The following is a 25,096-nucleotide window of genomic DNA, read 5'->3' as shown; positions in this document are numbered from 1 at the left end:
TGGTGCGGGGAATCCGGGGTGCCTTCGTACATCACCTGGGTGGCGCCGTTGATGAGCGGGGCGTAGGCGACGTACGTGTGGCCGGTGACCCAGCCGACGTCGGCCGTGCACCAGAAGACATCCGTTTCGGGGTGCAGGTCGAACACGGCCTTGTGGGTGTAGGCGCCCTGGGTGAGGTAGCCGCCGGTGGTGTGCAGGATGCCCTTGGGCTTGCCCGTCGTGCCGGAGGTGTACAGGATGAACAGGGGGTGCTCGGAGTCGTGGCCGACCGCCTTGTGCTCGGCGGAGGCCAGCTCCACGGTGTCTGCCCACCAGTGGTCCCGGCCTTCGTGCCAGTCCACGTTCTGGCCGTTGCGCTTGACCACCACAACGTTCTGGACCGTGTGCCCGTCGACGGCGAGGGCCTCGTCCACGGCGGTCTTGAGCGCGCTGGGCTTGCCTCTGCGGTACGTGCCGTCCGCGGTGACAACGAGTTTGGCTTCGGCGTCCTCGATCCGGGAGCGCAGGGCATCGGCGGAGAACCCGCCGAACACCACGGAGTGCACGGCCCCGATGCGGGCGCAGGCCAGCAGCGTGATGACGGCTTCGGGGATCATGGGCAGGTAAACGGCCACCCGGTCACCCTTGCCAACCCCGAGGGACTCGAAGGCGTTGGCGGCCTTCTTGACCTCTTCGGTGAGCTGGGCGTACGTGTAGGTGCGGGTGTCGCCGGGTTCGCCCTCGAAGTAGATGGCCACCCGGTCCCCGAGGCCGTTCTCCACATGGCGGTCAAGCGCGTTGTACGCGGCGTTGACCTCGCCGCCCACGAACCATTTGGCGAACGGCGGGTTGGACCAGTCCAGTGCCTGGCCGAAGTCTTTGGACCAGGTGAGCAGTTCGCGGGCCTGCTTCGCCCAGAAAGCCGGGCGGCCGGCGTCGGCCTCTGCATAATCAGCGGCGGAGACCACCGCGTTCGTCGCGAACTCCGCCGACGGCGCGAACTGGCGGTTCTCACGGAGTAGGTTTTCAAACGCATCGCCCTGCTGTGCATGGTCGGATGATGTCGCAGTGGGGGCGTTGGACATAGGTAAACCTCTTGCTTTCTCTGCTATGTGCGTTGGAATGTGCTCTTTACCCACAAAAGAAGGGTGGTCCGGACTCGGCGGACCCCCCACACAAATCCATGCGGGGGCGTGGGCGATGAAGCTGAGTTTCCGCCCGTCGGGCCGCGGCCCGTCTCTCGGGGTGCCTGTTGCGAAGGCGTCGCCGACCGGCGGACGTAAGTTCAGCCGGCCAGGATTTCCGGTTCGCTGGATCCGTCGAGGAAGCGGGCGTAGGCGGGAACCGTCAGGAAGGCGGGAAAGGCAGGGTCGAGGGTGACTTCTTCAAAGATGTCCCGTGCGTCGGCGAAGCGGTCCCCTTCGAAGCGTTCAAGTTTGGCGAATTCCTCATCGAGCATCTCCTCCACCCAGTGGCGGGTGATGATCTCGCCGCGGTCGGTGACGGCACTGGCGTAGATCCATTGCCACAGCTGGGAGCGGGAGATTTCCGCGGTGGCGGCGTCTTCCATGAGGTTGTGGATGGCGACGGCGCCGTTCCCGCGGAGCCAGGACTCGATGTAGCGGATGCCTACCTCGATGTTGTTCCGGATGCCCTGCTCGGTGATGGTGCCTTCGGTGGCGGCCACGTTGATGAGTGCGCGGTCGTCGGGGATGACGTCCTCGCGGGTGCGGTCCAGCTGGTTGGGGCGTTCGCCGAGGGTGGCGTCGAACACTTCGCGGCATACTGGCACGAGGTCCGGGTGGGCCACCCAGGAACCATCGAAGCCGTCGTTGGCCTCGCGGGTCTTGTCGGCGCGGACCTTCTCGAAGGCCACGGTGTTGATTGCCTCATCCTTGCGGTTGGGGATGAAGGCAGCCATGCCCCCGATGGCCATGGCGCCGCGGCGGTGGCAGGCGCGGACCAGCTGCTCGGTGTAGGAGCGCATGAACGGGGCCGTCATGGTGACCATGCCGCGATCCGGGAGCACGAAGCGCGGGCCGCGGGAACGGAAGTTCTTGATGATTGAGAAGATGTAGTCCCAGCGGCCGGCGTTCAGGCCCGAAGCGTGCTCGCGCAGCTCGTAGAGGATCTCTTCCATTTCGAAGGCGGCGGTGATGGTCTCGATGAGCACCGTGGCGCGGATGGTGCCCTGCGGGATGCCCACCAGGTCCTGTGCCAGGACGAAGACGTCGTTCCAGAGGCGGGCCTCCAGGTGGTTCTCGATCTTCGGCAGGTAGAAGTACGGGCCTCGGCCCTGGGAGATCAGGCGCTGGGCGTTGTGGAAGAAGTGCAGTCCGAAGTCGACCAGTGCGCCGGAGACCGGCTTGCCGGCAACCAGGAGGTTCTTCTCCGGCAGGTGCCAGCCACGCGGGCGGACCACGATGGTGGGCAGGTCGGTGAGCTTCTCACCGGTCAGCTTGTATTCCTTGCCCTCGGGCGAGGTGAAATCGATGGTGCGGTCCAGCACCGCGCGCAGGTTCAGCTGCCCGTTGATGACGTTGGACCAGGTGGGGGTCGAGGAGTCCTCGAGGTCCGCCAGCCAGACCTTGGCGCCGGAGTTCAGTGCGTTGATGGCCATCTTGCGGTCGGTGGGACCGGTGATTTCCACGCGGCGGTCCTCCAGGCCGGGTGCGATGGGGGCAACCTGCCAGCTCGCGTCGTCGCGGATGGACTTGGTCTCGGGGCGGAACTTCGGGTCTGAACCGTTGGCGATCCGGGCGCGGTTCAGCTGGCGGGTCTGCATGAGTTCTGCACGGCGTCCGTCGAATGCCTTGTGGAGCTGGGCCAAGAAGTCCAGCGCTTGTGGGGTGAGGATCTCTTCCTGCCGGCGGACTGGGGCAGCGACCAAAGTAATACCGTTCAGGGTGATTGGATCGTTCATGGCTGTGACTCCTTCTTGAATCAAATGTTTGTGGGTGGGAAGTGTGCCTGGATGCCGGTGGGCCAAGGCGGGGGTGGCCCGGTGGGGCCCCCCGTGTTCGGTCGACCCCACCCGTGCCGTGGGCGGGAAAACGCCCGGGGTGTTTAGTGGAACTGTCCGGCTTCGGTGGATCCGGCCAGGGCCAGGGTCGAGGCGTTCGGGTTCAGCACGGTGGCGATGTCGTCGAAGTAGCCGGTGCCGACTTCGCGCTGGTGCTTGGTGGCGGTGTAGCCGCGTACCTCGGAGGCGAATTCCGCTTCCTGGAGCTCGACGTAGGCGCTCATGCCGTCACGGGCGTAGCCGTGGGCCAAGTTGAACATCGAGTGGTTCAGGGCGTGGAAGCCGGCGAGGGTGATGAACTGGAAGGTGAAGCCCATGGCGCCGAGTTCGCGCTGGAACTTGGCGATGGTTGCATCGTCCAGGTGCTTCTTCCAGTTGAAGGAAGGGGAGCAATTGTAGGCGAGCATTTTTCCGGGGTAAGCCCGATGCACGCCCTCGGCGAAGCGACTGGCCTGGGCGAGGTCGAACATCGAGTAGTTCAGGGCGTGGAAGCCGGCCAAGGTGATGAACTGGAACGTGAAGCCCATTGCGCCGAGTTCGCGCTGGAACTTGGCGATGGTGGTGTCATCCAGGTGCTTGCGCCAGTTGAAGGACGGGGAGCAGTTGTAGGAGAGCATCTGGTCCGGGAAATCGGCTTTGACCGATTCGGCGAACTTGCGGGCCAGTTCCAGGTCCGGGGTGCCGGTCTCCATCCAGATGAGGTCGGAGTACGGTGCGTAGGCCTTGGCCCGGGCGATGCAGGGTTCGATGCCGTTGGTGACCTTGTAGAAGCCTTCGGCGGTGCGCTCGCCGGTGATGAACGGCTTGTCGCGGTCATCGACGTCCGAGGTGATCAGGGTTGCTGCCTCGGCGTCGGTGCGGGCGATGACGACCGACGGGGTTCCGGCGACGTCTGCTGCCAGGCGAGCGGCGTTCAGGGTGCGAACGTGCTGCTGGGTCGGGATCAGGACCTTGCCGCCAAGGTGGCCACACTTCTTCTCGCTGGCGAGCTGGTCTTCCCAGTGGACACCCGAGGCGCCAGAGGAAATCATCGACTTCATCAGCTCGTAGGCGTTCAACGGGCCGCCGAAGCCGGCCTCGGCGTCGGCCACGATCGGGACGAGCCAATCCTCAACGGTCTTGATGCCCTCGGCGTGCTCGATCTGGTCGGCTCGAAGCAGTGCGTTGTTGATGCGGCGCACGACCAGCGGAACAGAATTGGCCGGGTAGAGGGACTGGTCAGGGTAGGTCTGTCCGGAGAGGTTCGCATCCGCGGCAACCTGCCAGCCGGAAAGGTAGATGGCTCGAAGGCCGGCCTTGACCTGCTGCACTGCCTGGTTGCCGGTCAAGGCGCCAAGTGCGTTGGTGTATCCACCGGACGGTGCTTCCTCGGTGAGCTGCTTCCAGAGCTTCTGCGAACCGCGCTTGGCCAGCGTGTGCTCTTCCTGCACCGAGCCCTGGAGCTTCACGACGTCGGCTGCCGAGTAATCACGAGTGGTGCCGGTCCATCGCGGGTTGCTTGCCCAATCCTCTTCGATTGCTGCGATGCGGTTCTCGGTCGAATTTTGCTCGGTCATTGCCTTCTCCTTGCTGGATTGCCGGTTGCCGGGCCTGGATCGTATTCGTGATCCCGGTAGGTTCTTCCGGCGTTCTTTCTGCGTAGGAACTACATTTCCGCACTTTTCCAGAGTCAGCTAGGGGGTATTGAAGGAAAGATTTGCGTTTCTTCGCGAAATCTAAATTTGTGGCCGCGCGCACACCAATCCGGGCGGTAAAGCCGAAAATGATCCACGCGCCGGCGGAAGCAGCCGAAGAAAGAGGGGATATTCGAGGGGCGGCAAGAATCCGCCATCTATAGATGGCGCTGGGGGCAATGCGACCCGGAAGGCGACCGGTCGTTCATGCAGGGCGGCGCAGCTGCTGCTGCGCCGCCCTGTCAGGAGTTGCTTGTAGCGGCTCGCAGCGCGTCGTCGGCCACCTGCTGCCGTGTGCCGGATCCGTCGATGACGTGCCAGCCCCTGGCCAGCGCAATCTTCAGGTAGGCCTCACGCGCCGACCTCAAATAGGAGAGGGTTTCGCTGTCCTCCCCGCGTGAAATGATCCGGGCGTGGGCGACGTCGGCGGAAACATCAACCAGGATGATCGCATCCGGACGTGGAAGCCGGGCCAGCAGCCACTGCAGAACAACGCCTTGGGGCAGTCCGCGGACCGAACGCAGGACCAGCTGGCACGCAATGTGGCGGTCCATGACGGTGGTGCCGGGAAATCCGCTTGCCCGGAAGTGGGCGACCAATACATTGATGCTGCGCACGACCGATTCCAGCCGATTGGCCCACGCCGGAGCCAGAGAGACTCCAAAGTACCCGGCCACGCGTGACATCCAACGGCGACCGGCCGGGTTGCGCAGCAGCTGGGCCGGCGTCCCGGAATCATGCAGTGCCCCAATGAGCGCCTTCGCGGCCGTGGTCTTGCCCGCTCCGTCGATGCCCAGCAACACGACGGTCCGACGGCGCGACGGGTCATCCGAAGGGGCATCGGCATGCCGCGGATTCGGTAGCGTGGCGGTTGTCGTGGTCGAGGCTGTGGGCATTGAATGCAATGGGCTCCATTGGTTGACTTACTAGGTTCTCTACCCGGTTCAACGACCAAGCGAAGAGAATCGATACCTGCACCGCACTGTGCGTTGCCTGTGAGTGGTGATGTCCCGCCGGAGCGAGCGCATCCGCCCTGCACCTGGGCACCGCCACCGTGTGCGGAGGCACACGCTGGATCGCTGCCCGGCAAGTTGGCTGCGCGGTAGCAGCGAGCCTGGAAATCACGGGCGCAGATGCGCTTGACCCGACAGCGACCTTGACCCAGTCCGCCGACCTTGCGGAGCTCGCCGGGGGCTGCCCGTTCGGCTCTCATTTGCCTCTCACTGCCACATCATCCTGCTCTCACAAGGCATTTCTAATGTTGGGTGCATGATTCGCCGCATACTTCTCCTGCTCGTCGTCCTGGCCATTCCGGCCGGACTGGCGACCGCCAGCCAAGTGCTCGCCAACACCGCCAACCCCCAGCTCCCGCACCAGCAACCCATTGTGGTCAAGCTTGCCTACCCGCTGTCGCCGTCAGAACAGGCCTTGACCGAGGAGCGCAACCATGGTCAGGACTGAGGCCCGGGACCGGCAGGGCTCGGCCGTGTCGGCGCGCTGGCGGATTGTCGGCTGGATCGTGCTGACCACCGCGCTGGCACTGCTCGCGGTGACCGTGACGATGCGCTCGGTCATGTCCGGGCAGGTCGCCGAGGCCGCCAACGTGGGGGTCGTGCAGGAGATTGAGGAGTTCCGCACTTTCGCCGCCGAGGGACTGGACCCGCACACGGCCAGGCCCTTCACCTCGATGGGCGCACTGATGGAGCGCTACCTGGCCCGGCAGCAGCCGCTGGCCGGCGAGGCGATCGTTGGCGTGGCCGGCGGGAGAGTGCTGGCCGCGCAGGGCGTGGCCGACCAGACCGGCAGCATCCTGGTCGGCGACGCCGCCCTGGTCGAGCGGATCCTGCACGATGCGCAGACAGCCGGGGTCTATGAGACGGCCCACGGGACGGTTCGCTGGGGCAAGGCCGCGGCCGTCGCCGCCGGCGAAACCGCAGCCACCCCGCCGGAACGCCAGGCGCACCTTGTCGTCGCGCAGTTCACCGGGGCAGCGCAGGAGGAGGCCAACCGGCAGGCCGTGCTGCTCTTCGGTGTGGCAGTGGGCGGGCTGGGGCTGACCGCCGGGATCGCCTGGCTGGTGGCCCGCCAGATCATGCGCCCGATCCGCACCGTGCGCGAAACGGCCGAGTCCATCACCGCCCACGACCTCTCCGCCCGCATCCCGGTTCAGGGCCGGGACGACCTGGCCCAGCTGGCAGAGACGCTCAACGCCATGCTCGACCGCATCGAGGCCTCGCACCTGGCGCAGCGCCACTTCATCGCCGAGGCCCGCGAGCACCTCAACGAACCCCAGCGCCGGGTCGCCGCGGCCCTGCACGAACTGGTCGACGAAGACCTGCCGCTTGCCGCGCGCGCCCGCATCGGATGCCGGGCGCAGAACCTGATCGGCCAGATGGGACGCACGCTCGCGGATCTCGACGTGCTGGCCCAAAGCGGGAACCCCGGTTTCGTGAAGCCCGCCCGCGTCTCGGTCGGCGAGGTGACGGCGGACGTCGCCGCCGAAGCATCGCGGCCCGGCGCCCACCCCGAACGGCACTTCCGCATCGAGGCGACCGGTCATGCCGACGCGTGGCTGGATCGGATCCGGATCGCCGATGCGGTGCGCCAACTCATCGAGAACGCTGTCGCTCACACCGCACCGGGCGACACCATCCGCATTGGCTCCTCGGTCGCCGACGGGTTCGCCAGCTTCTGGGTGGCCAATCCGGGCCCGCCGCTGGATCCCGAGCGGGCCTGCGCACTGCTCGATAGCTACCGCAGCGCGGAGGGCACAGCCCCCGGCATGGGCCTGGGTTTGGCCGTGGTCAAGGCGGTTGCCGAAGCCCACCAGGGCACCGCCTGGGTCGAATCCGGGGACGGGGCCGGCACCCGCTTCGGGCTCACGTTGCCGCTGGAGACCCTGGCGCCCGCCCGCCGTTCCGACGATGCGTTCGCCGACCGGCTCGCCGCCACCCTCGGGGAGGAATCATGAATACCACCGACACCGACACCGCCGGCCCCTCCCGATTCCGCTATGCGACGGCAGCCCCGGCTCCCAAGGAAGCGACCGCGGACGTCGGCCCAAGGCGGCCGCGATGGAACCGCCGCAGCATCGCGGCACTGCTCGCTGCCGCGCTGTTGGCAGTGTTCCTGCTCTGGTGCGCAACGAGCGCCTTCGGCCCGGCAGGCGTGACGGGCCGGGCGCTGCCCGCCCAGGGCGCGCTGACCCTGGCCGTCTTCGCCGTCGCGATCTGGCTGTGGATCTTTTCCCCGGTCGGTGACACCTACGTCGCGCTCGGTGCCGCACTGTTGCTGGTGCTGATGGGCGTGCTGCCCGAGGACGAGTTGTTCGCCTCGCTCGGCGAGGACACCATCTGGCTGATGCTAGCGGCGTTCGTGATCGCTGCAGGGATCACCGCCACCGGGCTGGCCACCCGGGCAGCTGCATACATCGTCGCCGGCGCCCGCAGCCCCCGCCAGCTGGTCCACCTGACCACCGGGGTACTGGTCGCCACCGCGTTCGCGGTGCCCTCCACCTCGGGCCGGGCGGCCCTGGCGATCCCCGTGTTCATCGCCCTGGCCCGTGCCCTGCACGAGCTCCGCCGCGTGGTGCTGGCCCTGTCGCTGGTCTTCCCCTCGGTCATCCTGCTCTCCGCCGTCGCCTCCTACCTGGGCGCCGGGGCGCACCTGATCACCAGCCAGATCCTTACCGCCTCCGGCTACGCGGGCTTCTCCTTCGCCGGCTGGCTGCTCTACGGGCTGCCGCTGGCCTTCCTCTCCTCGCACCTGTGCGCCGAGCTGGTGCTCTGGCTCTTCACCCGCCCATCGGACCGGCGGCTGCCGCTGGCGGTCGGCATCGAAACGCTGCAGGAACATTCCCCGGTCCCGCTGACCGGGCCGCTGACCGTCGCCCAGTCCCGGGCCGCCCTGCTGATCTCCGCGGTGGTGGTGCTCTGGTGCACCGAACCGCTGCACCACCTGCACCCTGCAATCGTGGCCCTGCTCGGCTCCCTGCTCGTGGCCAGCCCCGGCTTCGGCTCCGTGCCCCTGGCCAAGGCGCTGAAGGCGGTGCCGTGGTCGATGCTCATCTTCATGGCCGCCACGCTGACCCTGGGCACCGCGCTGGTCGGGACCGGCGCCGCGCAATGGCTGGCGCGCAGCGTGCTGGGCCCCGTCGCCGGGCTCGGCGCTGCGGCACCGTGGGTGTTCACCGTCCTGGTGGTCGTCATGTCGGCCGCCGCCCACCTGGTCATCCAGTCGCGTTCGGCCCGCTCCGCGGTGCTGATCCCGCTGGTCGTCTCGCTCGCCCCCGGCCTCGGGGTCAACGCGGTCGCGATCGCGTTCGCCTCCACCGCCGCGGCCGGCTTCTGCCACACCCTGACCAGCAGCGCGAAACCGGTCAATCTGTTTTCCGACATCGAGGGCGTCGACACCTATGCGCCGGCGGACCTGCTGCGGCTCAGCGCCGTGCTGGGCCCCGTCATGGTGGCCCTCGTGCTGGTCTTCGCCCTCTGGATCTGGCCGGCCATGGGCCTGCCGCTCTTCCTCTAGCCACCGACACCCCAACGCATCACAAGCACCACTCCAACAGATAAGGAACCACCACCATGTCCAACGCCCTGCCCCGACGCATCCTCGTTGCCCCCTCCGGATTCAAGGAATCCCTCGACGCCGCGGCCGTCGCCCAGGCCATCGGCGCCGGCGTCCGACGCGCCCTGCCCGGTGCCGTGGTCAAGGCAGTTCCCATCGCCGACGGCGGCGAAGGCACCGCCGAAACCCTCGCCTGCGCCACCGGCGGCCGACTGGTCCCGGCCCGGGTCACCGGCCCAGTCGGGCAACCCGTCGATTCCCACTACGCGATGCTCGGCGGGGATGCGACAGGCACCGCGGTGGTCGAAATGGCCGCGGCGGCCGGGCTGCGCCTGGTCCCGCGCGATCAGCGCGACCCCGGGATGACCACCAGCTACGGGGTCGGCGAACTCATCGCCGCCGCGATCGATGCAGGCGCCGAAAAGGTGCTCGTCGGTTGCGGCGACTCCGGCACGTCGGACGGCGGCATGGGCGCGCTGCAGGGACTCGGCGTGCGGATCCTGGACGCCGCCGGGCGCGAGGTCCCGGCCGGCGGCAACCACCTGGCGCGCATCGACCGGCTCGACCTTTCCGGGCTGCACCCGTCCATCGCTGCGGGGACGGTGGAGATCACGCTCGCACTGAACCAGCACAACGTTCTCACCGGTCCGCGCGGCGTGGCCCGGGTCTTCGGCCCGCAGAAGGGCGCCACCCCCGATCAGGTCGAGGCGATGTCCGCCGGCTTCGAGCACTGGGCGGCGGTGCTGCGCCGCGATTCCCTGGATTCCGCCCGCGGCACCGACTTCGCGAACGCACCGGGAACCGGTGCCTCCGGCGGGCTCGGCGCCGGGCTTGCGGCCCTCGGGGCGGTGCTGATGCCGCGCTTCGAGGCGATCCTGGATTCCGGGCTGGCAGGCATCGACCTGGACTCGCTGCTGCGCGGTGCCGACCTGGTGATCACCGCCGAAGGGGCAATCGACTTCCAAACGCCCAAGGGAAAGGTCCCCGCCGAGGTCGCGCGCCGCGCGGCGCTGCACGGGGTGCCGGTGGTGGCCCTGGCAGGGACGCTGGGCAAGGGCTGCCGCGACGTCCACGACATCGGCATCGATGCGATCGCCTCGATCGTCCCGATCCCGATGACGCTGCAGGAGGCGGTGGACGACGGGGAGCGCCTGCTCATCGAGGCTGCGGAGCGCTTCATGCGCACCATCATCCTGGGCGCCTCCATGGCAGCGGCCCGGCTGAGCCCGCGCGACGCCTGGTATTAGGCCCGGTCCGGGCGGGGCCGCCTGGAGACGTTGCGGCCGTGCCCTTTCGCGGCCCGTGTGCGTCGGCTAGGCTGGCCGCGCCGGGGTCCATCGCCCCGTCCGCCGACCAAGGAGGAAGCATGAATGCCGTCAACTGGGATTCCGTCCCCGTGGCAGACCCGCCTCCAGGCGCGGTCGAGGTGCCACCCAGCGGCTTCGGATTCCTCGCCGTCGCCGGCATTCTGGAGCTCGGAGTGCCGAACGTCGTCTATCGCCTTCCGCGCGAGGTCAGGCCAACGGACATGCCGGGTTCCGGGACGGCCACCAAGGACATCTCTGCCTATCTGGCCGACGTCGGCATCTCCGGCCCCGCCGACCCGCTGGCCCACTGCTGGTTCATCGTCCCGCCGCCGTCAATGCCAACAGAAGGGTTCTGGGACGCGCTGGACGAAGCCGAGCCGCTTCGCCAGGCAAGGACCGGCCCCCTGGGGCGCCGGGAGGGCCTGCACGCGGCTCTGCAGATCCTTTATTCCAACAGCTGACCGGTCCGCGTCAGGTTCTCGGCAACGCAGCGGGATCGCAGTCTGTTCAGGATCGGGACCATGGCTGTACACGGAGCGCGTCGGAGGCGCGGGGTCCCGCAATGTGCGACCGCACTTGACGTCGCCAATGGCCACAGGCTGCCGACGCTGGGAACGCCCGCGCGCCGCCACGGTCAATAATCGCCAGTCTTTTTTACGGAGGGAAACCGGGAGCCGGTGGGGAATGTGCGGCATCCGGATAGGGTCGTGTCGTTCTCGGCGGTCGTCGGCGGGTGGTCCAGTTGTTCCTCTGCCAACGCGCACCCCCCTTCCCCTCATGACAAATGTGACGCAACTTCGTAGCGCATCAAATCCCATGTCAGCGGGCTGTTCCTAATACGCTTCGACACAAAGCCTGCTGTGATTTGCACCACACGGATGCACCGCGTAAGTTATGACTGCAATCACAAACAACTTGCCGTTGACACGTGGCGGGAGAGTCCCGTCCACACCATGGACGGGCGCCGTAGGAGCAATTCCTCCCCAGGAAACTCTCAGGCACCCGTACCGCCACGAAGAGGCAAATCTGGAAAGCAGCACGTTGCAATGCGTGCTCACCGAAGGAGCAAGTCCCACCCCTCGCGGGCCGGGATGGAAACTCTCAGGTACTCATACAGATTGGGGAGGATCCAAGAACAGCGCGGCGTCGTCCGCGCGCGATTCGGGAGTTCCTCCATGATGCTAACCACCCACGCCACTGCCCGGTCGCCCTTCGGCGCGCCCGCCGGCCTGCTCCGCGATCCAGCTGTGCTGGATCCGGAGTTTGCCGCGCGCATCGCCGCTGGGCTCTCCTGCAAGCGCAACGGCATGGGAATGGTTGCTTCGGAGAACAATGCGGAGGGCTCGATTCAGGGCCTCGCCCCCGTCGGCGATGACCTCTAGGGAATCGTCCATGGCACGCCACCGAAGCACCAGCACCCATCTGGAAGGCAATAGCATGAGCAACAACAGTTCCGCGCCCCACCTCGAACGAGGGCTCTCCAACCGCCACATCCAACTGATCGCGCTCGGCGGGGCCATTGGCACCGGCCTGTTCATGGGCTCCGGCAAGACCATTGCGGTTGCCGGACCGTCCGTCATCTTCGTGTACATGATTATCGGATTCATGCTGTTCTTCGTAATGCGCGCGATGGGCGAATTGCTGCTGAGCAACACCAACTACAAGAACTTCTCCGACTTCGCCGGGGACATCCTGGGCCCGTGGGCGGCATTCTTCACCGGCTGGACCTACTGGTTCTGCTGGGTCGTCACCGGCATCGCAGACGTCGTGGCGATCTCCCACTATGTGGCGTTCTGGTGGAAGGACCTGCCGCTGTGGATCCCCGCCGTGGCCTGCATCCTGTTGCTGGTGGCACTTAACCTGCCGAGCGTGAAGAACTTCGGCGAGACCGAGTTCTGGTTCGCGCTGGTCAAGATCGTCGCCATCGGCGCGCTGATCGTCGTCGGCCTTGTCATGATCATTACGGGGTTCGAAAACAACGGCGCCACGGCCTCCTTTGCGAACCTCTGGAACGACGGCGGGATGTTCCCGACCGGCTTCATGGGCTTCGTCGCCGGCTTCCAGATCGCAGTGTTTGCGTTCGTCGGCATCGAGCTGGTGGGCACCACCGCCGCCGAGACCAAGGACCCGGAGAAGACCCTGCCGCGTGCCATCAACTCCATCCCGATCCGCATCCTCTTCTTCTACGTCGGCGCCCTGGTCATCCTCATGGCGGTCCAGCCGTGGAACCTGTTCAGCGCCGAGGAGTCCCCGTTCGTGGGCATGTTCGCCATGGCAGGCCTGGTCGGCGCCGCAGGCATCGTGAACTTCGTGGTGCTCACCTCGGCAACTTCCAGTGCGAACTCCGGTATCTACTCGACGTCCCGCATGATCCACGGACTGGCTGAGGAAGGCGACGCCCCCAAGGGCTTCGCGAAGCTCTCCCGGACCAAGGTTCCGCGCAACGCGCTGCTGTTCTCCTGTATGTTCCTGCTCGCCGGCGTGGCACTGCTCTACGCCGAGGGCGGCGTGGCCGAGGCCTTCACCTTGGTCACCACCATTTCGGCTCTTTGCTTCATGTTCGTCTGGTCGATCATCCTGATCAGCTACCTGGTCTACCGCAAGCGCCGCCCGCAGCTGCACGCGTCGAGCAAGTTCAAGATGCCCGGCGGAACGTTCATGCCCTACGTGGTCCTGGCCTTCTTCGGCTTCATCCTCTGGGCCCTGACCACGCAGGCCGACACCCTGTCGGCGCTGCTCTTGACCCCGATCTGGTTTGTGGCACTGGGGATCGGCTACGCGATCCTGCGAAGCAAGCCGAAGCACGCCGAACTGCGTGCCATGCACGCGGCCAAGGTTGCCCAGGAGCACATGACCGCCGCGGCGTTCAATGCCGGCCTTGGCGTCGAGGAAGCCGAGCTGAAGGAGCCCGCCGCGCATTGACATCTGCCGCGCGATGACTCCGGGCGCCGTCAGGCGCCAGCTTAGCCAGGAAGACCTCGGGGCCGCCCTTTTTGGGCCGGCCCCGAGGTCTTGCCGTCTTTTGTTGACTTATAGGACGTGAGAGGCGACGAGCTGCGAGAGCGCGCGCACATCGACCTTGCCCTTGAATTCGAGGCGAACCTTGCCCAGGCCGCTGAACCACAAATCCAGCTCGGCATCGAGGTCGAAGGTGCCCGCCGTTTCCACGGAGAACGCCTGGATCTTGGAATACGGCAACGACGTGTAGTCGCGCTTCTTGCCCGTGAGGCCCTGGATGTTCACCGCGATCAGCCGCTTGTTGGTGAAGACCACATAGTCGCGCACGCCCTTGAAGGCGGCGAGCAGCTCCTCGCCCTGGACAAAGAGGGGCGTGACTTCCCCCGCCACGTCACTTGGGTCGCAGGGGCTGAGCTTGAACACGGAGGCGTTGTTGAAATCGATCATGTCCCGACCATACCCAGCAGCAGGGACAGCCGGGGCATTGCGGCGGGGGTTACGCACGGGCGAGCAGGTCCTCGCCCAGGTCCGCGCGCCGGTAGAAGACCTCGCGGCCCGCGCGGATGGTGTCGGTGAGCCCGGACGCCGCCATCACCTTCAGGTGCCCGTTGACGGTTCCAGCCGCCAGGTCCAGGGCGCAGGCCAATTGGGTGGTGGTCATGGGCAGGTCGAGCTGGGCCAGGATCTGCGCCCGGGTGTGCCCGAGCAGTTGTGCCACGGGGGAGTCCTTGACCTCCCGGGTGTTTTCCCAGAGCCGGCCGACCCCGCGTGGGGCGTAGGTCAGCGTGGGAACAAACGGGTCCACGTCCAGCACCAGGGTGCGCGGCCAGACGAAGGCGCTGGGAACCAGGATCAGCCCGTTGCCCGGGGATGCATGGTGGCTGCCGTCGCAATTGGCGGTGACCTCAATGCCGTCGCGCGTCAGGCGCACGTTGGGATGCAAGGTGTTGAAGACCTGGTGGATGCCGTGCTCGGCCAGCAGGGCCAGCCGGTAGTCGAGATCCGCGAGGAGCATCGCACGCAGCCGCGGCCAGAAGGGTTCAACAGCGGTTTCCCAGTACCAGTGCAGGGCCGCGACAATGCGCGGAATCTCTGACTCGGGGTCGTCGCGGATCGCGCGCACCTCCTTCATGCGGGTCTCCTCCAATCCGGTGGCGAACAGGTAGTCGAGGTCGCGGATCCACAGTTCCGGCGCGACGGCGCCCACCGCGGCGAGCCCCGCCTCGAAGGTGTCCTGCCGCAGGGGAGTGGGGGTCAGGGAATCGGCGATGTAGCCGGTGGGGCGGATCAACGTGGTCAGCAGCCGCAGGTGGTCCTGTTTCTGCGGATCGGGGGAGGCGAGAATGCGCGTGGTGGCATCGCTGATCCAGGGGCGGTGCATCCGGGTGCCCAGCTGGAGGGCACGCACGCTGGTGACCGTTTCCCACAGGGGCGAGATGGTGAATCGCACCCGGGTCAGGTCCTCGGCCGACAGGCTGATCTGCATGTCAATCAGTCTAGGCACGCGGACGTCCCGGGGTAAGGATTCGGAAATAGCCGAATGGTGGCCGTGCGGCGCCGGTGGTTTCAGGATGGACGCATGAGCACCTCAACCGAAGCATTTCCAGTCCATCCATTCATCGACAACACCGCCGCGGCCCGGCACCTGGCCCGAAGGCGGAAGGTGCGAACCGCGGCCCACGTGGCCCCGCGGCACCGCATGGTCGCCAGTCTCTGGCACACCTCGCCGCGGCAGGAGGAGCTGCTGCGTGAAAACCGCGAGCGCGCCTGGGTCCAGCTTTCCCAGGTCGTTGCCGGGCGGTACTGAGCCAAACCGGTGCCGTCCCGCCGATTGACTTCAGCGGGACGGCGACGGTGGGGCCGAGTGCATGGGCGCGGCGCCCGAGGCGTCAGCGCCAGCCGAGGCCCGGTGCCACGTGCGTCAGAATCGACTCGATGACGTGGGCGTTGTAGTCGACGCCGAGCTGGTTCGGGACAGTGAGCAGCAAGGTGTCTGCTGCGGCTACCGCCTCGTCTTCGGCCAGCTTCGCAACAAGCTCGTCGGGGGCACCGGCGTAGGACTTGCCGAAGACCGTGCGCGTCTTCGCGTCGATGTTGCCCACCTGGTCCGAGCTGTGGCGGTCGCGACCGAAGTACTGCCAGTCGCGCTCGTCTGTCAGCGCGAAAATGCTGCGGCTGACCGAGACTCGCGGCTCACGCGCGTGCCCTGCATCCTTCCAGGCCTGCCGGTAGATCTCGATCTGCTCGGCCTGCTGGACGTGGAATGGCTTGCCGCTCTCGTCGTCCTTGAGCGTGGAACTTTGCAAGTTCATCCCCAGTTTCGCGGCCCATACGGCGGTGGCGTTGGAGCCGGATCCCCACCAGATACGCTCGCGCAGGCCCGCCGAATAAGGCTCCACGCGCAACAGTCCCGGAGGGTTCGGAAACATCGGGCGCGGGTTCGGTTCCGCGAAGCCCTCGCCCGTGAGCACCTCGAGCAGGCGTTCGGTGTGCCGCCGGCCCATGTCGGCGTCCGACTCGCCCCCGGCGGGGGAAAAGCCGAAGTGGCGCCACCCGTCGATGACCTGCTCGGGTGAACCCCGGCTGATGCCGAGCTGCAGCCGTCCGCCCGAGATCAGGTCGGCCGCGCCGGCATCCTCCGCCATGTACAGCGGGTTCTCGTAGCGCATGTCGATGACGCCGGTGCCGATCTCGATGCGGCTGGTCCGCGCCCCGATCGCGGCGAGCAGCGGAAACGGGGAGGCATGTTGCTGGGCGAAGTGATGGACGCGGAAGTAGGCGCCGTCCGCGCCGAGCTCCTCGGCCGCAACCGCTAGGTCGATGGCCTGCAGCAGCGAGTCGGACGCGTTGCGCGTGCCGGACTGCGGGTGGTCGGTCCAATGGCCGAATGACAGGAATCCGATGTTCTTCACACTGGTAGCCAACGCGGCGGCGTGGTTTCGTATTCCTCGTGAACATTTGGGAATGGAGGACTGGCAGGCAATGTTGGGAGTAACCGGCGCCAGCGCCCGACTCTGGTCTAATGCCGGTCCGCGAGCCGCACTGCCAACAGCGATCCGATCGTGAAGGCGATGGTGGCCGCGAGCACCAGGACCAAGGGCATGGTCCAGGAGCCGGTGGTGCTGTTCAGCCAGCCGGCCAGGGGCGGGGCGCAGGTCGCGGCGAGGTAGCCGCCGACCTGGATGCGGGCGGACGCGGTGGCCGTGTCGTCGTTGTTGTGGGCAACACGGGGGATGATCGAGAAGATTGCGGTGAAACCACCACCCTGGGCCACGCCGCCGATGACGGCCCAGAGGACGAATGCCTCGGGTGCCGCGAGCAGCCCGATGGGCAGGGCGACCCAGAACACGGCAATGACGGCCGTGGCGATCCACAGCTTCGTTCGCGCGGCCAGCAGTGGCACCCCGAACGCCCCGACTACCGCGGCGATCTGGAACAGCGAGGCCGCCGCGCCCGAGGTTGCGGGGTCCAGACCGCGGGTGTCGGAGAGCAGCAGGGGCAGCCAGGCGGTCGTGGCGAAGTAGGCGGCCGACTGGCCGCAGAAGGCCAGGACCAGCAGGGCGACGACGCGGCGGAAGTGCGTCCGGTCAAGGGACGCGCGGGCCGTGGCGGCCGCCGCACCGGGCCCGTCCGGGACGCTGCGAACCGCGGATGCGCGGGGCGCCTCCGCTTGGGGGCCGGGCATGGCATGCCGCCGTGCGCGCCGTTGCCGCAGCAGCCAATAGGCCAATCCTGCGGCTGTCACCACGCCCCAGGCCGCGATCGCCCAGCGCCAGCCAAGCAGTGCCGCCAGCGGTGCGGTGCCCAGCAGCGTGGCCATGGAACCGATGTTCATGGTGGCCGAGTAGGCGCCGGTGACGGCGGAGATCCGGTTGAAGGGCACGTCCCGGCGGATCAGCACCGGAATGGCGATGTTGCCCAGGGTCATGGCCGCGCCGATCAGCACCGTTCCGGCCAGCACCACCGAGGCCGGTCCGATCGAGCGCATGACGGTTCCGGCCAGCACCCCGGCCAGGCAAAGGATGATGGTGGTCTCCGGGCCAAAGCGGCGGATGCTCCGTGTGGCCAGCGGCGTGGCGAGCGCGAACAGCAGCACCGGCAGCCCGGTCAGCATGCCGGCCCCGACGGCGGTGAGCCCGGTGTCTGCCTGGATGTCGGTGATCACCGCGGTAGGCGCGATGATCGGTGCACGCAGGCTCAACGCCACGACCACGATGCCGGCGATGACCCACGGCAGGGCCGTGCGCGGTGATGGGCGGCGGTGCGTGGCGGGCTCCTTCGGGTTCTTGGGACACGGTGGCCGATTCGCGCCGGGGTCCTGCAACCAGCGTATCCGAGCCCTCGCCGGCCGAACCGGTCCGTGGTTAAGACCACGGGATTCGCCGTAACAAACATCAGACGTCTAATGTTTAATCATGAGCTCAGAGACCACCCGACACCCACCCCGCCCACCGCAGGCCATCGAAGATGCCACCGGCGAAATGGCAGAGGTCGAGGCGGCCGTAGGCGCGCCGGCGGCCGGACCCGTACCCGCAACGCGAAATCGCTGGGTCATCGGTGCGTTGACGGTGGCCGCGGTGGTCCTCGTCGGCCTGAACCTGCGCGCGGCGATTGCCTCCGCGGCGCCGCTCTTCCACGACCTTGAACAACTGCTTGGCTACGGAACGATAGTGGCCTCGCTGCTGCCCACCATCCCGGTGTTGTGCTTCGCCTTTGCCGGAGCGGGAACAGCCTGGCTGGTCAGGCACGCGGGTCTTGAACGGGCGATCGGGCTGGCCCTGCTGCTGCTGACCCTGGGCCTGGTCGTGCGCGCCTTCGAGTCCACCTGGCTGCTGCTGGCCGGCACCGTGCTCGGCATGTCCGGGCTGGCCATCTGCAACGTGGCCATGCCCTCCTTCATCCGCGAGCACCACGCAAGCCGGTCCGCGGCGATGACCGCCACCTACACCGTCACCATGTCGGTGGGCGCGACCACCGCCGCTGCCCTGAGCGTGCCGATCGCCGCGCGTCTGGGCTCTCCCACGCTCGGGCTGGCGGCCTGGGCGATCCCCGCGGCCCTGGCGCTGCTGGTCTTCCTGCCGTTGGCCATCCGCGGAAGCCGCACGGCAGGACCCGCGGGACCCCACGTTTCCCCGTGGCCCATGCTGGCCACCCGCAGGGGCCTGCTGTTCACCTCGACCTTCGCCGTGCAGTCGATGCTGGTGTACACGCTGTTGAGCTGGTTGCCGCACATCCTCATCTCGCGCGGATCGGACCCTGCCACCGCGGGCTTCATGCTGGGCTTGGTGCAGGCGGTCAGCATCCCCACCGTGTTGCTCATGCTGTGGATGGCATCGAAGCCGCGGCTGTTGCGCGGCGCCTTCATCCTGACTTGCGGATGCGCCGTCGCCGGCTTCACCTCCTTGCTGCTGCTCCCTGTCGCGTTCTCGGTGATCCCGGCGATCCTCACCGGCATGGGGCTCGGCATCTTCCCGCTGTTGATGCTGATGATCAGCCGCAGCGGCGAGAGCGCCGCCGAAACCACCGCGCTGTCCACCCTGGCCCAGTCCGTCGGATACCTCATCGCCGCCGCCGGGCCGTTCGGGCTCGGACTGTTGCAGGGCGTTCTTGGATCCTGGACGGTTCCGCTGGTGATCCTCGTCGGAATCACCTTGGTGCAGTTCGTCCTGGGCTACCGGCTGGGCGGACTTGGGCGCAAGCCGAGCGTCCCGGCCGTGGTGCGGGCATGACTGCCCCCGGGGTGCGGCAGCCCTTGGCCGACGAGGTTGTTGCCCGGCTGCGCAACGCCGTCGCGTCGGGCCGCTGGCGCGTGGGGGAGAAGATCCCCTCCGAACCCGAACTCATTGCCGAATTCGGGGTCTCCCGCGGCACTCTGCGCGAGGCCATCAAGGCGCTTGCCCACGCCGGATTGTTCGAGGTCCTGCGCGGGGACGGGACCTATGTGCGGGCCACCAGCGAAATCAGCGGCACCGCACAGCGGGTCTACCGCGAACACGCGGACGAGGACGTGCTCCAGGTACGCTTTGCCCTGGACACCCAGGCCGCCCGGCTCGCCGCCGGCTCTGCCGACACCGCAGTGGTCGCCGAACTCCGCGCGCTGCTGGCGCGACGGCGCGAGGCCTGGGAGGCCGGCGACTACGAGGCCTGGTCGGCCGCGGATTGGGAGTTCCACCTGCGCGTGGCCGAGGCCTCAGGCAATTCGCTCCTGCACGAGCTCTACGAAAGCTTCGGTGATGTCTTCCACGGGACCAAGATGGTCCAGCGGCTCGAGGCCGGTTTTGACGGCTGCCTGGCCACCGGCCACGAAGAGCTGCTGGACGCGATCGAGGCCGGGGACGGCGAGGCCGCCGTGCGCACCGTCATCGCGAACCTCGACTACTGCATGGGCTGGATGCCCGGGAGATAGCCGTAAAACGCCGAAGGTGCGCCGCGGCCGCAAGACCGTGACGCACCGTCGGTGTCTCTGAACGCGTGAACCCGGGAGCTACTCGGTGACCTCGAAGGTCAGGGTCTCGGTGAACTCGCGGCCGTGCACGTCGGTCGCGGTGACCTCGGCGGTGTGCTCGCCAACGGCGAGGCCGGAGGGCAGCTCCAGACGCCACAGGTGCATCGATCTGTCGGCCAAGCCGCCGCCGTGGACGAACTGCTCGGCGATGGCAACGGGATCGGAGTACTCGGAGCCGACCAGTGGGGTCTCGCCACGTAGCTGCTGGGTCCGCGACGCAACCGACGGCTCGCCGCCGTCGATTTCGACCTCGACCGTGGAACCGGTCGAACCCATCCAGAAGTTGGTCGTCAGCCAGGACTGGCCCGCCAGATCGGTTTGGGACACCGCCATCGGGTTTTCCAGCTCCGGAGCCGACCCGCGCGGCACCGTGATGTTGTCTGCGTACCAGGCACGGTACTTCGGGGTGTTCAGACCCACGGACATCTGCTCGGATCCGTCGCCGCCGCGGATGGTGAGCCGCTCCGTGACCTCCGTGTTCTTGATGTCGAGGGTCAGTACGCCGGGCGGGGTGCCGTCACGCTGGACCGAGGTCGGGTAACCCCCATCGACGACCCGGCCGCCGTACCAATGGCCCGACACCGCGGGCACGGTCAGGTGCGTGAACGGCAGGCCCGCCTCGCCGACTTCGTCGCGCCATCCGTCCATCAGGTCGCCCTTGCGCAGGTTTTCAGCCATGTGCGTGTGCCCGCCCAGCGAGACGACCTCGCGGCCCTCAAGGATCCCGTAGAGCTCCTTGAGCTGCTTCATCGTGTGGGAGTTGCTGTAGTAGAACTCGAGCAGCGGGCTGTGGCCGGCCAGCACGATCACCTTGTTCTTCGGGACCTTCGCGATGTCGGAGCGCAACCATTCGAGCTGGTGTTCGCCGAGCCCGTAGGTGTAGTCGCCCTTCTTTGCGGGAACCTTCGTCGGGTATTCGATGTTGCTCAGGGCCACCACATGGGCCTTGCCGGCGTCGTAGGAGTAGTACTCCGGACCGAACTGGGCGCGGTACGAGTCGAACTCGTGCTCGCCGTCGAGCGCATCGAAGTCCAGGTCATGGTTGCCGGGCAGGAACCGCGCCGGGCCGTTGAGCATGGAGGTCAGTTCGCGGGTCTGGGTGAAGACCGAAAGGTCGTCACCGACCACGTCCCCGATGAAGAGCGCCCCGCAACCCGCGTAGTCCCGGCGTTCGGCGAGGTCCGCGAATACGCCGTTGCGGGCGAATTCGACCTCTTTCTGGTTGTAAGTCTGGATATCGGCGCCGATGGCGCAGTGCTGCTCGGGGGACTGGGTGAGATTGCTCTGGGCCAGCGGGAAATTCACCGCCTCCGGCAGGGCGCCGGTGGGTGCGATCCCGCCGAACTTCAGCTCCGGGGAGCCAGCGGGCAGGTGGTTGTAGAAGAACTGGGCGACATTGTGCTCATCGACCGGGACCTGGTAGCCGCGGGGCTGGGTGACGAAGACCGTCATGTTCTCAAAGGCCGGAAGCTCGTAGCGGCCGTTCGGATCGGTCGTGGCGATATCGCGCCCGTTGGACACGGCAACGCCATTAAGGCCCCGTTCGTTGCCGTCAAGAACGGCGTTCTTGTTGGAGTCATCGAAAACCATACCTTTGAGTGAATCCTGGTTGTTGGCGCCGGTGGATTCAACAACGTCAACGGAGCCGCGGTAGGCATTTGCGTCCCAGTCGACCTGGGCGGGCGCTGCCCCGGCGGACGAGGACAGCAGAGTGCCCACAACGAGCACGGCAGCGGTCCCTGCAATGATGCCGAGCGGTCGGCCGGGGAGTCTTTTCGGCGGATGGGTGGACGAGGGCATGACTTACCTCCGGTTTGGGGAAAACCAGCCGGCTATTTCGCCGACCGCCACCAGCCTTCCAAACGCCGATGAATGGAAGGCCGCCATCGCGGACCGGCACTAGGTCAAGCTCATGAAGACTCGCCAAACGGCGCAATAACAAGGCCAAGCACAGAATTCATGTGCGGTACCGGCGTTATTGTCCTCCCGTAAACGACCATGGGCAGGCAGGCAGGCAGACAGGCAGGGGGCGGCCGTTGCAGGTATCGTCCTTCTGGACGTCCAGAAATTTGGGCCCGTGGCTGCCGGAATAGACTGGGGCATGCCGATTTTGAACAAGGACATGACGCTCTGCATATCGCTGGCGGCGCGGCCCAGCAACAACGGGACATTGTTCCACAACCACCTCTACGACCAACTGGGCCTGAACTGGATCTACAAGGCCTTCGCCCCCACCGACCTGGCCCAGGCGGTCGCCGGCATCCGTGGGCTGGGCATCCGGGGCGCCGCCGTCTCCATGCCCTACAAGGAAGCGGTGATCCCGCTCGTGGACCATATGGCCCCCTCCGCTGCGGCCATCGAGTCCGTGAACACCATTGTCAATGACAATGGCTTCCTCACGGCCCACAACACCGATTACTCGGCCGTGGTTGAACTGCTGAGGAACCAAAACCTGCCTCCGTCGTTGCGAACTGTCGTCCGAGGGTCCGGGGGAATGGCCAAGGCGGTGGTGGCGGCGCTGGCGCACTGCGGGTTTGGCGAGGTCGTGGTGGTGGCCCGCAACGAATCGGCGGGACGGAAATTGGCGCAGGCGTACGGCTTCGTCTGGGCGCCGGAAGCCGCCGACGGTGCGGAGCTGCTGGTTAACGTCACCCCCATTGGCATGGCCGGCGGTGAGGAAGCCGAGCAGTTGCCTTTCACTCTGGAGCAGGTCGCGGCCGCGCGGGCAGTGTTCGACGTGGTTGCCGTGCCCGCGGAAACACCTCTCATCCGTGCGGCACGCAACGCGGGGAAGCCTGTCGTGACAGGCGCCGACGTGGCAACGCTACAGGCAGTGGAGCAATTCGTGCTCTACACCGGCGTGACGCCCACCGGGGAGCAGACACGAGCGGCCCGCGCATTCATGCTGGCAAACACCCACACCGGCTAGCGTCGGCCGGCGGGACGGATCGTCCATGGCCCGGCTCTGGGCCCAAACATGAAACCCCCTGCCGCCGGGCTTTTGGCGGCAAGCGGCAAGTCCACAAGCGACGGCGGTGCGCCGCGGCCCGAGAGCCGCGACGCACCGCCGGTGCGTTTGAAGCTGTGAAGCGGGGTGTTACTCGGTGACCTCGAAGGTCAGGGCCTCGGTGAATTCGCGGCCGTGAACGTCGGTCGCGGTGACCTCTGCGGTGTGCTCGCCGACGGCGAGGCCGGAGGGCAGTTCCAGGCGCCACAGGTGCATGGAGCGGTCCGCGACGCTGCCGCCGTTGACCAGCTGCTCGGCAACTGCCACCGGGTCGGAGAACTCGGCGCCGACCAGCGGGGCTTCGCCTTCCATCGCCTGGGTGCGGGTCGCTTCGGTGGATGCCGCGCCGTCGACGCTCACCTTGACGGTGGAGCCGGTGGAACCCATCCAGAAGTTGGTGGTCAGCCACGTGTCGTTGGCCAGATCGGCCTTCGAAACGGAAAGCGGGTTCTCGAACTCGGGGGCACTGCCCTTGTTGCCGAGGTTAGCGGTGTACCAGTCGCGGTAGGCCGGGGTGTTCAGGCCGAGGGCCATCTGCACGGAGTCGTCTTCGCCGCGGACGGTGAAGCGCTCGACGACATCGGTGTTCTTGATGTCAAGGGTCAGCACGCCCGGGCGTCCGCCGTCGCGCTGCAGGGCGAGCGGGTAGCCGCTCTCGCCGTCGCGTCCCGAGTACCAGTCACCGGAGATCGCGCCGGCGGTGATGTGGGTGAAGGGCAGTCCGTCGATTCCGAAGATGTCGTTCCAGCCTGCGAGCTTGTCGCCTTCGCGCATGTTCTCAATGCTGTGGGTGTGTCCGCCCAGGGCCACGACCTCGCGGCCTTCGAGCAGTTCGTAGATCTCGGCGACCTGCTTGACCTGGTGCTTGGCGCTGCCCTGGTCGGCGAAGTCCAGCAGCGGGATGTGTGCGGCCAGCACGATGACCTTGTTCATCGGTACCTGGGCGATGTCGTTGCGCAGCCACTGAAGCTGCTGCTCGTCCAGGGCGCCGGTGTAGTCGCCCTTCGCTGCAGGCTGCTTGGTCGGGTACTCGACCGTGTTCAGCGCGACCACGTGGGCCTTGCCGGCGTCGTAGGAGTAGTAATCCGGGCCGAGGTTGGCCTTGAAGGTGTCGAACGCGTGCTCGCTGGTGGCCGAGTCGAAGTCCAGGTCGTGGTTGCCGGGCAGGAAGCGGGCCGGGCCGTTCAGGACGCTGGCCAGCTCGCGGGTCTGCGGGTAGAAGGAAAGGTCGTCGCCGACCACGTCTCCAATGAACAGGGCGCCGCAGCCCTCGTAGTCGGTGCGCTGGGCCAGGTCGGCGAAGGCGCCGTTGCGGGCGTATTCGACCTCGTCCTGGTTGTAGGTCTGGATGTCGCCGCCGATCAGGCAGTGCTGCTCGGGGGACTGGGTCAGCTTGCTCTTGGCCAGCGGGAAGTTCACTGCCTGAGGCAGGGCGCCGGTCGGGGCGATGCCGCCGAACTTCAGCTCCGGGGAACCTTCGGGCAGGTGGTGGTAGGAGAACTGGGCGACGTTGTTTTCGTCGACCGGTACCTGGTAGCCGCGCGGCTGGGTGACGAACACGCTCATGTTGTCGAAGGCCGGCAGTTCGTAGCGGCCCTTCGAATCGGTCGTTGTGACGTCGCGTCCGTTCGACACGGTCACGCCGTTCAGGCCGAGCTCTTTGGCGTCCTGCTTGGAGTTCTTGTTCTTGTCATCGAAGACGATTCCATCGATCGCCTGCTCGGCGGTGTCGCCGGTCGACGTTACGACATCGACGGTGCCGCGGAAGGCAGCTGCGTCCCAGTCGCTTTCGGCAGGGGCTGCGCTGGCGGCGGGGGAGACCAAAGCGGCTGCGGCAAGGATAGCCAAGGTTGCGGCGGTGATGCCGATCGGGCGGGTTTGGCGCTTTTTGGGCGTATGGGCGAACGACTGCACGATGTACCTCCGGGTTGGGGGAAACCTGCCGACCATTTCGTCGGCACCATCAACATTCCAAGCGCAGGTGAATGGCACACCGGGATCGAGGTCCAGCGAGGGGACCTGTCGGTGAAGACTTGCCGACGTATGGTTCAAGGGTCAAGCGCTCCGCGACCTGTT

The 25,096-nt window shown here is 67.0% G+C and carries 21 protein-coding genes and 1 riboswitch; of the genes, 11 read left to right on the top strand and 10 right to left on the bottom strand.

What is annotated here, in order from left to right; translation table 11 throughout:
• From ACLQ7E_RS07280 to ACLQ7E_RS07265, 4 genes are all read right to left on the bottom strand, one after another.
• On the bottom strand, positions 1–1,064 hold a 1,064-nt coding region (locus ACLQ7E_RS07280; protein WP_411731907.1), incomplete at its 3' end, for an AMP-binding protein.
• Between the two features lie 200 nt (positions 1,065–1,264).
• The gene (gene aceB, locus ACLQ7E_RS07275; protein WP_411731906.1) at positions 1,265–2,902 is read right to left on the bottom strand and encodes a malate synthase A; all 1,638 of its coding nucleotides are present in this window, start codon (positions 2,900–2,902) and stop codon (positions 1,265–1,267) included.
• A gap of 143 nt (positions 2,903–3,045) precedes the next feature.
• Positions 3,046–4,557, bottom strand: a complete 1,512-nt coding sequence (gene aceA / locus ACLQ7E_RS07270; protein WP_411731905.1) for an isocitrate lyase — start codon at positions 4,555–4,557, stop codon at positions 3,046–3,048.
• A gap of 359 nt (positions 4,558–4,916) precedes the next feature.
• Entirely contained in the window at positions 4,917–5,570 is a 654-nt protein-coding gene (locus ACLQ7E_RS07265) for a dTMP kinase (RefSeq protein WP_411731904.1), read from the bottom strand.
• A gap of 373 nt (positions 5,571–5,943) precedes the next feature.
• On the opposite strand from ACLQ7E_RS07265, the gene ACLQ7E_RS07260 reads away from it, so the two are divergent.
• From ACLQ7E_RS07260 to cycA, 7 genes are all read left to right on the top strand, one after another.
• Positions 5,944–6,135 carry a hypothetical protein gene (locus ACLQ7E_RS07260; protein WP_411731903.1) on the top strand — a complete coding sequence of 64 codons (192 nt, stop codon included), beginning with the start codon at positions 5,944–5,946 and terminating at the stop codon, positions 6,133–6,135.
• Positions 6,122–7,645 carry an ATP-binding protein gene (locus ACLQ7E_RS07255; protein ID WP_411731902.1) on the top strand — a complete coding sequence of 508 codons (1,524 nt, stop codon included), beginning with the start codon at positions 6,122–6,124 and terminating at the stop codon, positions 7,643–7,645. Before ACLQ7E_RS07260 ends, ACLQ7E_RS07255 begins: the two co-directional genes overlap by 14 nt.
• Complete coding sequence (locus ACLQ7E_RS07250) at positions 7,642–9,204, top strand: SLC13 family permease (RefSeq protein ID WP_411731901.1); 1,563 nt, start codon at positions 7,642–7,644, stop codon at positions 9,202–9,204. The genes ACLQ7E_RS07255 and ACLQ7E_RS07250 overlap by 4 nt, the downstream gene beginning before the upstream one ends.
• Before the next feature lie 56 nt (positions 9,205–9,260).
• Entirely contained in the window at positions 9,261–10,490 is a 1,230-nt protein-coding gene (locus ACLQ7E_RS07245) for a glycerate kinase (protein ID WP_411731900.1), read from the top strand.
• 119 nt (positions 10,491–10,609) lie between these two features.
• On the top strand, positions 10,610–11,011 hold the full coding sequence (locus ACLQ7E_RS07240; protein ID WP_411731899.1) for a hypothetical protein: 402 nt from the start codon (positions 10,610–10,612) through the stop codon (positions 11,009–11,011).
• A 461-nt stretch (positions 11,012–11,472) separates the two neighbouring features.
• Positions 11,473–11,570: riboswitch (glycine riboswitch) on the top strand.
• A gap of 155 nt (positions 11,571–11,725) precedes the next feature.
• Positions 11,726–11,932, top strand: a complete 207-nt coding sequence (locus tag ACLQ7E_RS07235; protein ID WP_411731898.1) for a hypothetical protein — start codon at positions 11,726–11,728, stop codon at positions 11,930–11,932.
• A gap of 55 nt (positions 11,933–11,987) precedes the next feature.
• Entirely contained in the window at positions 11,988–13,472 is a 1,485-nt protein-coding gene (cycA, locus tag ACLQ7E_RS07230; RefSeq protein WP_411731897.1) for a D-serine/D-alanine/glycine transporter, read from the top strand.
• Positions 13,473–13,580: 108 nt separating this feature from the next.
• Here the strand turns inward: cycA and ACLQ7E_RS07225 are convergent, their stop codons facing one another.
• The gene (locus ACLQ7E_RS07225) at positions 13,581–13,955 is read right to left on the bottom strand and encodes a PH domain-containing protein (RefSeq protein WP_411731896.1); all 375 of its coding nucleotides are present in this window, start codon (positions 13,953–13,955) and stop codon (positions 13,581–13,583) included.
• 49 nt (positions 13,956–14,004) lie between these two features.
• A complete protein-coding gene (locus tag ACLQ7E_RS07220) occupies positions 14,005–14,994 on the bottom strand; it encodes a DUF5937 family protein (RefSeq protein WP_411731895.1) in 990 nt (329 codons plus the stop codon).
• A gap of 93 nt (positions 14,995–15,087) precedes the next feature.
• Here ACLQ7E_RS07220 and ACLQ7E_RS07215 point away from each other — a divergent pair, with 93 nt between their 5' ends.
• Entirely contained in the window at positions 15,088–15,315 is a 228-nt protein-coding gene (locus ACLQ7E_RS07215) for a hypothetical protein (RefSeq protein WP_411731894.1), read from the top strand.
• 82 nt (positions 15,316–15,397) lie between these two features.
• Here ACLQ7E_RS07215 and ACLQ7E_RS07210 read toward each other — a convergent pair whose 3' ends face one another.
• Positions 15,398–16,420, bottom strand: coding sequence for an LLM class flavin-dependent oxidoreductase (locus ACLQ7E_RS07210; protein ID WP_411731893.1), 1,023 nt, complete (start codon positions 16,418–16,420; stop codon positions 15,398–15,400).
• A 107-nt stretch (positions 16,421–16,527) separates the two neighbouring features.
• The gene (locus ACLQ7E_RS07205; RefSeq protein ID WP_411731908.1) at positions 16,528–17,745 is read right to left on the bottom strand and encodes a CynX/NimT family MFS transporter; all 1,218 of its coding nucleotides are present in this window, start codon (positions 17,743–17,745) and stop codon (positions 16,528–16,530) included.
• A gap of 178 nt (positions 17,746–17,923) precedes the next feature.
• Between ACLQ7E_RS07205 and ACLQ7E_RS07200 the strand changes: the two genes are divergently transcribed.
• Together ACLQ7E_RS07200 and ACLQ7E_RS07195 are read left to right on the top strand one after the other, a co-directional pair.
• Entirely contained in the window at positions 17,924–19,237 is a 1,314-nt protein-coding gene (locus tag ACLQ7E_RS07200) for an MFS transporter (protein WP_411731892.1), read from the top strand.
• Positions 19,234–19,914, top strand: a complete 681-nt coding sequence (locus ACLQ7E_RS07195) for a FadR/GntR family transcriptional regulator (RefSeq protein ID WP_411731891.1) — start codon at positions 19,234–19,236, stop codon at positions 19,912–19,914. Before ACLQ7E_RS07200 ends, ACLQ7E_RS07195 begins: the two co-directional genes overlap by 4 nt.
• Positions 19,915–19,992: 78 nt before the next feature.
• Here ACLQ7E_RS07195 and ACLQ7E_RS07190 read toward each other — a convergent pair whose 3' ends face one another.
• Complete coding sequence (locus ACLQ7E_RS07190) at positions 19,993–21,813, bottom strand: calcineurin-like phosphoesterase C-terminal domain-containing protein (protein WP_411731890.1); 1,821 nt, start codon at positions 21,811–21,813, stop codon at positions 19,993–19,995.
• A 301-nt stretch (positions 21,814–22,114) separates the two neighbouring features.
• Here ACLQ7E_RS07190 and ACLQ7E_RS07185 point away from each other — a divergent pair, with 301 nt between their 5' ends.
• A complete protein-coding gene (locus ACLQ7E_RS07185) occupies positions 22,115–22,942 on the top strand; it encodes a shikimate 5-dehydrogenase (protein ID WP_411731889.1) in 828 nt (275 codons plus the stop codon).
• A 168-nt stretch (positions 22,943–23,110) separates the two neighbouring features.
• Here ACLQ7E_RS07185 and ACLQ7E_RS07180 read toward each other — a convergent pair whose 3' ends face one another.
• Positions 23,111–24,934 (bottom strand): calcineurin-like phosphoesterase C-terminal domain-containing protein, encoded by a 1,824-nt coding sequence (locus tag ACLQ7E_RS07180; protein WP_411731888.1) that lies wholly within the window; start codon positions 24,932–24,934, stop codon positions 23,111–23,113.
• Between the last annotated feature and the right edge of the window lie 162 nt (positions 24,935–25,096).

It is taken from the genome of Paeniglutamicibacter sp. (assembly GCF_046714615.1).
Taxonomy (GTDB): Bacteria; Actinomycetota; Actinomycetes; order Actinomycetales; family Micrococcaceae; genus Paeniglutamicibacter.
This window is presented reverse-complemented; position numbering and strand designations above follow the sequence as displayed.

Bases quoted from the DNA above. Each gene is read 5' to 3' on its own strand.
- aceB (WP_411731906.1), bottom strand. From the start codon at position 2,902: ATGAACGATCCAATCACCCTGAACGGTATTACTTTGGTCGCTGCCCCA.
- aceA (WP_411731905.1), bottom strand. From the start codon at position 4,557: ATGACCGAGCAAAATTCGACCGAGAACCGCATCGCAGCAATCGAAGAG.
- ACLQ7E_RS07265 (WP_411731904.1), bottom strand. From the start codon at position 5,570: ATGCCCACAGCCTCGACCACGACAACCGCCACGCTACCGAATCCGCGG.
- ACLQ7E_RS07260 (WP_411731903.1), top strand. From the start codon at position 5,944: ATGATTCGCCGCATACTTCTCCTGCTCGTCGTCCTGGCCATTCCGGCC.
- ACLQ7E_RS07255 (WP_411731902.1), top strand. From the start codon at position 6,122: ATGGTCAGGACTGAGGCCCGGGACCGGCAGGGCTCGGCCGTGTCGGCG.
- ACLQ7E_RS07250 (WP_411731901.1), top strand. From the start codon at position 7,642: ATGAATACCACCGACACCGACACCGCCGGCCCCTCCCGATTCCGCTAT.
- ACLQ7E_RS07245 (WP_411731900.1), top strand. From the start codon at position 9,261: ATGTCCAACGCCCTGCCCCGACGCATCCTCGTTGCCCCCTCCGGATTC.
- ACLQ7E_RS07240 (WP_411731899.1), top strand. From the start codon at position 10,610: ATGAATGCCGTCAACTGGGATTCCGTCCCCGTGGCAGACCCGCCTCCA.
- ACLQ7E_RS07235 (WP_411731898.1), top strand. From the start codon at position 11,726: ATGATGCTAACCACCCACGCCACTGCCCGGTCGCCCTTCGGCGCGCCC.
- cycA (WP_411731897.1), top strand. From the start codon at position 11,988: ATGAGCAACAACAGTTCCGCGCCCCACCTCGAACGAGGGCTCTCCAAC.
- ACLQ7E_RS07225 (WP_411731896.1), bottom strand. From the start codon at position 13,955: ATGATCGATTTCAACAACGCCTCCGTGTTCAAGCTCAGCCCCTGCGAC.
- ACLQ7E_RS07220 (WP_411731895.1), bottom strand. From the start codon at position 14,994: ATGCAGATCAGCCTGTCGGCCGAGGACCTGACCCGGGTGCGATTCACC.
- ACLQ7E_RS07215 (WP_411731894.1), top strand. From the start codon at position 15,088: ATGAGCACCTCAACCGAAGCATTTCCAGTCCATCCATTCATCGACAAC.
- ACLQ7E_RS07200 (WP_411731892.1), top strand. From the start codon at position 17,924: ATGAGCTCAGAGACCACCCGACACCCACCCCGCCCACCGCAGGCCATC.
- ACLQ7E_RS07195 (WP_411731891.1), top strand. From the start codon at position 19,234: ATGACTGCCCCCGGGGTGCGGCAGCCCTTGGCCGACGAGGTTGTTGCC.
- ACLQ7E_RS07190 (WP_411731890.1), bottom strand. From the start codon at position 21,813: ATGCCCTCGTCCACCCATCCGCCGAAAAGACTCCCCGGCCGACCGCTC.
- ACLQ7E_RS07185 (WP_411731889.1), top strand. From the start codon at position 22,115: ATGCCGATTTTGAACAAGGACATGACGCTCTGCATATCGCTGGCGGCG.